Annotated in this window: 8 protein-coding genes and 1 pseudogene; 4 read left to right on the forward strand and 5 right to left on the reverse strand. The window is 72.1% G+C overall.

The genetic code is table 11. From position 1 onward, the window contains the following. Nucleotides 1-458 (reverse strand): annotated as a pseudogene (locus ACFWUZ_RS19700) (hypothetical protein); the annotation flags it as partial. 640 nt (nucleotides 459-1098) lie between these two features. On the opposite strand from ACFWUZ_RS19700, the gene ACFWUZ_RS19705 reads away from it, so the two are divergent. Next, nucleotides 1099-1848, forward strand: coding sequence for an SAM-dependent methyltransferase (locus ACFWUZ_RS19705; RefSeq protein WP_384374055.1), 750 nt, complete (start codon nucleotides 1099-1101; stop codon nucleotides 1846-1848). 136 nt (nucleotides 1849-1984) lie between these two features. On the opposite strand, the gene ACFWUZ_RS19710 is transcribed toward ACFWUZ_RS19705, so the two are convergent. From ACFWUZ_RS19710 to ACFWUZ_RS19720, 3 genes are all read right to left on the reverse strand, one after another. Further along, nucleotides 1985-2770: a hypothetical protein gene (locus ACFWUZ_RS19710; protein ID WP_384374058.1), complete on the reverse strand. Its 786-nt coding sequence runs from the start codon at nucleotides 2768-2770 to the stop codon at nucleotides 1985-1987. A gap of 144 nt (nucleotides 2771-2914) precedes the next feature. Then, the gene (locus ACFWUZ_RS19715; RefSeq protein ID WP_384374061.1) at nucleotides 2915-3412 is read right to left on the reverse strand and encodes an ABC transporter permease; all 498 of its coding nucleotides are present in this window, start codon (nucleotides 3410-3412) and stop codon (nucleotides 2915-2917) included. 199 nt (nucleotides 3413-3611) lie between these two features. After that, nucleotides 3612-3929: a hypothetical protein gene (locus tag ACFWUZ_RS19720; protein WP_384374064.1), complete on the reverse strand. Its 318-nt coding sequence runs from the start codon at nucleotides 3927-3929 to the stop codon at nucleotides 3612-3614. Between the two features lie 237 nt (nucleotides 3930-4166). Between ACFWUZ_RS19720 and ACFWUZ_RS19725 the strand changes: the two genes are divergently transcribed. After that, nucleotides 4167-4649 (forward strand): hypothetical protein, encoded by a 483-nt coding sequence (locus ACFWUZ_RS19725; RefSeq protein ID WP_384374067.1) that lies wholly within the window; start codon nucleotides 4167-4169, stop codon nucleotides 4647-4649. A 9-nt stretch (nucleotides 4650-4658) separates the two neighbouring features. On the opposite strand, the gene ACFWUZ_RS19730 is transcribed toward ACFWUZ_RS19725, so the two are convergent. Next, nucleotides 4659-4808, reverse strand: coding sequence for a hypothetical protein (locus ACFWUZ_RS19730; RefSeq protein WP_384374070.1), 150 nt, complete (start codon nucleotides 4806-4808; stop codon nucleotides 4659-4661). A gap of 420 nt (nucleotides 4809-5228) precedes the next feature. On the opposite strand from ACFWUZ_RS19730, the gene ACFWUZ_RS19735 reads away from it, so the two are divergent. Beyond that, entirely contained in the window at nucleotides 5229-5471 is a 243-nt protein-coding gene (locus ACFWUZ_RS19735; protein WP_384374073.1) for a DUF6480 family protein, read from the forward strand. A 201-nt stretch (nucleotides 5472-5672) separates the two neighbouring features. Beyond that, on the forward strand, nucleotides 5673-6755 hold the full coding sequence (locus tag ACFWUZ_RS19740; protein WP_384374076.1) for a S1C family serine protease: 1083 nt from the start codon (nucleotides 5673-5675) through the stop codon (nucleotides 6753-6755). Nucleotides 6756-6806: the final 51 nt, after the last annotated feature.

A 6806-nucleotide genomic window follows, 5' to 3' on the forward strand; every position in this document is an offset into this window, starting at 1 on the left:
GTACCGCCACCGCCACCACCGGGGCTGTTCGGGGTGTTGGGCGTGTTCGGGGTGTTGGGGGTGTTGTTACCGCCACCGCCACCACCGGGGCTGTTCGGGGTGTTGGGCGTGTTCGGGGTGTTGGGGGTGTTGTTACCGCCACCGCCACCACCGGGGCTGTTCGGAGTGTTCGGCGTGTTGGGGGTGTTCGGGGTGTTCACGCCGCCACCCGGGGAGTTCGGCGTGTTGGGGGTGTTGGGGGTGTTCGGGGTGTTCGGAGTCTTCGACGGGGACTTGACCTTGAGGCACTTGTGGCCGTGCTTCTTGCAGCCCTTCGTCTTCACGTGCGATTCCACCGCGGTCTGAACCGTCTGGGGGGCCGGTGCAGCCATCGCGGTCGCCGGGAGGGCGATACCACCCGCCAGAGCCACGGAGGCGGCGGCCAGCAGCATACGGCGGGTGTAGGAACGCTTCGTCATCGGATTCTCCATTCGGTTCGCGAGGGTTTTCCAACCGACCCGCGGTGCATTCTCTGGCGGTCATTCCGACCCCGTATTCCCGGTCTCCGTTTCCGGTGTGTCTCTCCCGGTGGGGCGTGCTTCCAGTAGAGCCCGCACGCCACCCCCGCGTCATGTAACCGAAACTCGTGGCTTGACGCCGCCGGTCGATCTTGATAGTGGATTCGGCGGTTCCCTGGACGCATGAGGAATGCGGGGATGATGATCTTCGATGTCAAAGCTGTGGCGAAGAAAGGGCGACAAAGGCCAGCCATTGGTCGCAATCCGGCTTTCATTCCTCGGCGACCTCTATCGGAATCCCCCCGCTTGGCCAGGGTGACCTTCTGCTTCGATGAGGGGATCCGTGGTCGTCGGCACCGGGGGAGCCGCTGCAGCCTGCACCGGAGGCTCCGAACGGGGCCCGTCACGCCGTGCACCTGCGGGATGCCGCCACGGACGCCGTCCGCGCCAACACCCCGCCGCTTCCCGGAACTTGCACACCGGACGGCACGGGCACCACACCCCGTGCCCCCTGCCCGTCCGCTCCGGCCGCCCCCCGGCCGTCCCCGCTGTCGGCAGATATTCGCGAGACCGCGGCGCGGGCCGGGGGCAGGATGGCCCCATGGACCGCCAGAAGATCAGCGCCATCGCCCACACCGACCACCCCATCGCCGCTCCGCTCGGCGACGACACGGTACGCGTGCTCCTCGACCGGGCCCTTCCGCACGGCGACGCACGCCTCCTCGACCTCGGCTGCGGATCGGGCGCCTGGCTGCTGCGCGCGCAGACCGCTCGGCCGGACCTGCACGCCGAAGGCGTCGACAACGCCGCCGAAGCCATAGCCACGGCCAGGCGCCTCGCCGCCGAAGCGGGGTACGGCGACCGGCTCACCCTCCACACGCAGGACGCCGCGGACTTCACCTCCCCGCACCTCTACGACCTGGTCCTCAGCATCGGCGCCACCCACGCCTTCGGCGGTTTGCGGCCCACGCTCGAAGCGGCCCGCAGGCACCTCGCCCCGGGTGGCAGCGTCCTCGTCGGCGACTGCTTCTGGGAACGCGAACCCGGGCGGGCCACTCTCGAAGCCGGTTTCGCTGCCGATGAGTACGACGACCTGGCCACGACCGTCGACCGGGTCACGGCCGACGGCTGGACCCCCGTCCACGGACACGTCAGCACCCTTCGGGAATGGGACGACTACGAGTGGTCCTGGACCGGAAGCCTCTCCCGTTGGGCCCTGGACCACCCCGACGACCCCGACAGCGGCGCAGCCCTCGAGACCGCGGCCGAACACCGTGATGCCTGGCTCCACGGCTATCGGGGCACCCTCGGCTTCGTCACGCTGCTCCTTCGCCGGACCCCCAGCCCCTGAGCCCCGAGCGTGCCCGCCGGCTCGCGCGGGGGCCGGCGTTCGCCCCACGACGGTGCCGCGCAGTGGTCCACTGCGCGGCACCGTCCGGTACGGCGTCCGGCTGGGCCGGAGGCACGTACGACGTGGTATCGGCGGATCAGGAGCGCTTCGAGCTGTCCGAGACCGTCCTGGCGGCCGGCTTCTGCAGGTCGGGGTGGATCCGGGCCGTCACCGTCCCGTTGTCGTTCGGTGCCGGGTGGCCAGGGGTGAGTTCCACCCACGACTCGGTGCAGTCGAGGACGCGGTTGCCCGCCTCGTTGTCGATCGAGCAGGTGGTCTCGTACACCGCGCCGTCCTCGGTCAGCACCTCGATCGAGACCCCGCCGGCCGCGCTGGTCTGGGAGGCGATGGAGATCGCGCAGGCTCCGTCCGGGAAGTTGTTGCCGGGGGTGTCCGTGAGGTCGTACCAGCGGAAGGGGCCCGGGGAGCCCATCACCTGGAGATTCCGGATGCCGGCATAGGCGCGCCCGCCGGTCAGCACGGCCTTGACCTCTTCGGAATTGCTGGGCTTGTAGGCGTCCACGTCGGAGCACACGACCGGTCCGGGCGGACCCGCAGGACCCTGGGGTCCCGGGGGTCCGGGGGGTCCGGCCGGACCCTGGACGCATTTGTCCTTCGGGTCCTGCAGGCGGGCGTTCGCCTGGTCGGGCGAAGGCTTGGCGGCCTTCGGCCTGGTGCAGTCGGTGCCGCCGTCCCCACCCGTGCCCGGGAGATCCCGGACGGCCGCACCTCCCCCGGCGTGCTGCCCCTGCGGAGCGGCGAGTGCCGGACCGGCGACTCCGGCCAGCACCAGAGCGAACGAGGCGAGCGCACTGCCCGCCACCCACTTGCTCCGGTGGGGCAGGGGCCCCATCCGGGCGGCGGTCCTCACATCAGCACCCATGCGTCGGTTCCTTCTACTGTCGGTTGATCTGATCGCGTCGGCGACGCATCGCAGACTCTGCACCGGCGCGGCGCCGCCGCGCCGTCAAGGCGGACGGGACACGCCACGCTGTCAGCACGTCGGACCAATCCCCACACAGCGGGCTCAGGTCCGCGCCGAGGGCGCCGACCACACCCCTGCACGGCGTCGCTGATGGCCCGCAGCGGAGTCAGGGCGGGCGGGAACGGCCGCCGCGAGCACGCCGATGGCCGGGGAGGCCAGGCACACGAGGAGGAGGGTGCCCCGGGGCAGGGACAGGGAGTACTGCTCGACCGCCCCGTTGGCGAGCGAGCCGACGGCCCAGGCGCCGAACAGGCCGCAGGCCAGTCCCAGCGCGGTGCCGATGGCGGCGACGGTCAGGGGCTCCAGCCGGATCATGCGGCGGATGCCGCTCCGGTGCATGCCGATCGCCCGCAGGACGCCGATCTCGCGGGTGCGCTCCGCCACGGACATGGCGAGGGTGTTCGCGATACCGATCGAAGCGATCACGACGCCGATGGCGAGCAGCCCGTACGTCAGGGTGAGCAGGTTGCCGACCGTGCCGGCGGCTTCGGCGACCAGCTCGTCGCGGTCCTGGACCCGCAGAAGCGGGTTGTTGCCCACCGCGGAGCGCAGCCGGCGGTACGGTGCAGGGTCAGCAGGGGCGCCTGGTGCGGGCCCTGCGGGAGCGCGGGGACGCCTCGGAGCGGGCCCGGCGGCTCGCCGACAGCGGCCAGGGCGGGCACCACCACGGCGGTCGCGGCGAGGACCAGGCCCAGCGCCACTCCGTACCCCACCGACTCCGGCCCCACCCAGGGCGCGCTCACCGTGGCCGAGGCGACGACGACCAGGCCCGACGCCCCCAGCGTCCGGTCCCGCCGGCGTCCCGGACGCGTCCGGGACGCCAGCGTGTACGCGGTGGCCGCCAGGACCGGACCCGCCCCGGGCGCCAGGCCCGCCAGCACGGCCAGGACCAGGAGGACGGCGACGGGCCGGACCTGCGCAGCGGGAAGAGCGCCACGGCGCCGGCCACGGCCAGCAGCTGGAGCAGCGGGTACGGCAGGGACGGCAGGCGGAGGATCCACGCCAGCGCGGCGAGGCCGGCCAGCGCCGCGACGGCCACCGCCGCCGTCTCGGTCACCCCCCCCGATCCCCCGAGCCTCCGGGGTGAGGGGAGGACGGGGGGTGGAGCGGCGGAACAGGCTGGTACGTGGCACAACGCCCAGTATCGGCGTCCGCGGATGCCACCGCGTGAGTCCTGCGGCCGATCCACGTCTCTGCCGAAAGGCAGGGACGGCGCTGGACGGAGTGCCGCGGCGGCGGGAGAGGGGGACACCGCCTGATCGAGCGGGACGGCACCGTCGATAGGGTTCACCGCGTGAGTGACATCTATGAGCTGACCGTCACCGTCGACCTCCGGGACGAGCTGGACGAACAGGAGCTCGCCGAGCTGAGATGGCACCTGGGGCTCGGGCCGCAGCCGGAACGCCTCTGCCTCGTGACCGGGTTCCCGGTCGTGGTGGAGGACGACTCGGGGAACCCGGTGATCGAGGACGAGCCCCGGCCCCTGCTGGCCGGGAACGGAGCGGCGTGGCGGGTCGGCGGTGTGCTCGGCTCGGCCCTGGCCGGCCGCGCGGACCTGCCGCGGAAGGGCTGGTCGCTGTCGTCCCGGCAGGAGATCCACCCGGACGAGTTCCTGCAGGTCGGCGAGCTGCTCCGCCTGCTGGCCGCACGGGCCAAGGACACCCACCGGTTCGCGGACGACGCGGTCCGGATCGGGTACCTGCGGTTCCACGAGGCCGCGGAGCCGCTCCCGCTCCAGGTCGTGAAGGGACAGGTCGGCTGGCCCGTCGGGAGCTGAGCCGGGTCGTCACTTCCTGCGGTACGTCAGGCCGACGCCGCCGGTGGCGAAGACCATGGTGACGTCGAACTTCCGGGCGGAGGCGGGAAGACCGTCGGGGAACAGGCGGCGCCCGCCGCCGAGGACGGCGGGTACGAGGCCAAGGTGCAGTTCGTCCAACTGCCCGGTGTGCAGCGGTGCGTGGATGATGCTGACGCTGTTGAGGACGAGGATGTCCGGCCCGGTGCCTCCTTCAGGGCCGCCACCTCGTCCGCCGACTCCCGCTCCGCGATGCGTGCGCCGGACCGGTCGGCGGAGGTGAGCGTGCGCGAGAAGACCCCCTTATCGACCTCGTCCAGCCAGGTCGCCAGGGCCCGGTCGCGGGGTGAGGCGCCGGGGCCCCGGGCGACGGGCGGCCGGTGGCCGAGAAAACCCTCGTAGTTGTTCCGGCCGAGGAGCACGGTGTCGACCCCGCGCCGGACCAACAGATCCACCCTCACAGACCGTCGCCGGGCACGAAGCCCACCGCCCCGCCGGCTTCGCCGACTTTTCGAGGGGCGCGGGAGGCATGAGGTCGGCGGGGGCGGGGACGTGAAAGGTATGAACAGAGCCATATCGGACAGATATCCAAACCCCGGTCCGCGCGCCGTACCGGGGCGCCCGTCCGGCAGCGGCGTACCTCCCGGTGAGACCCCGGCCGGAGAGGACAGCACCTCGGGCGGAGCGGGACCCTACCGCCCCCTGACGCGGGGCTGGGGCGGAGGGCCGCTGGCCGTGATCATCGCCATGTCACTGGTCTGCGCCCTCTTCTTCCTCGCCTACGCCGTCGTACTGGACCTGTGACCCCGTCCCGGCCGGAGGCTCGGTGACCGCAGAGGGGCGGGGCCGGCCCGTCGCACGGGCCATCAGGAATCCGGCGGCGCGGCAGCGGGCATGACCGCGGCCCCGGACCCCGGTACCGGACGGGCGGGGCTGGGCAGGACACCCCGGGGCTGCGGGACTAGCCTGAAAGAGGGGATCCGTCGTTGGGAAGGTGGCGGGCGCATGAAGGTGCAGCCCCGCGGCGCCGTGCTGGCTGCCGCGACCGTGGTCCTCGGGGTGCTGGTGGGCCCGTCGGCGTCCGCAGACGACATGGACCCGAAGAAGATCTACGAACGGGCGGCGCCGGCCACCGTTCGGGTCCTGGGCAAATACGCCGAGGGAACCGGCTTCATCTACGACGCGGACAAGGGGCTCATCGCCACCAATGCCCACGTGGTGCAGGGCGAGCCCTCCTTGAAGGTCGGGGTCGGGGACCAGCCGATGGCACCGGCCCGCGTGGTCGGTATCGACCCCTGCGCGGACCTGGCGGTCCTGAGCTTCACCTCCCGGCCGCCCGACCTCAAGGCCCTCGAGTTCGGCGAGAGCAAGGACCTGGAAGTGGCCGACACCGTCACCGCGCTGGGCTACCCGATCGGGCTCAGCGACACCGGCCAGCGGGTCGTGTACACGGCCGGTTCGGTGCAGAACCCCGATGTGGTGAACGCCGAGCCGTCCACCACGCTGCCCCGCTACCCCTCCACGATCCAGCACTCCGCAACCATCAACCCGGGCAACTCCGGCGGCCCGCTGCTCGACGGCCAGGGGAAGGTCGTCGGGATCAACGCCCTGTCCGCCGCCGGCGGCGGCACGCAGGGGCAGTTCTACGCCATCAGCAGCGACCACGCCCGGCCCGTCCTCGACACCCTGGCCCAGGGCGTCGTGCAGAACGACCCCGGCTGGAGCCTCGTGGGGCTGGACGACCCCACCCTCGCCACGAACTTCCCGGAGGAGTACCAGGCCGAGGCGGAACAGGCCCAGAAGAAGCTCATCGACGGCGGGGTGACCGGCGTGTTCATCGTCTACACCAGGACGAACTCCCCCGCAGGCAAAGCCCAGTTGGGAACCGGGGACGTGGTGACCATGATGAAGGACACCCCGGTGGAGTCGGTCGCCGACGTCTGCGACATCCTCCAGTCCTCCACGCCGGGCGAGAAGGTACCGCTGCAGGGCGTGTACTCCCTCGGCGCCGACGGAAAAGAGATCAAGTTCGGCCAGGCCTGGGCGGCCGACCTCGTCCTCGACAAGGGCGCCGCCCCCGCCCCGTGAGACCCAGGGGAACGGGCAGGAACGCCCGGCCGGATCCTCCCGGCCGGGCGC

The organism is Streptomyces sp. NPDC058646 (assembly GCF_042716875.1).
In the GTDB taxonomy this organism is placed as follows: Bacteria; Actinomycetota; Actinomycetes; order Streptomycetales; family Streptomycetaceae; genus Streptomyces.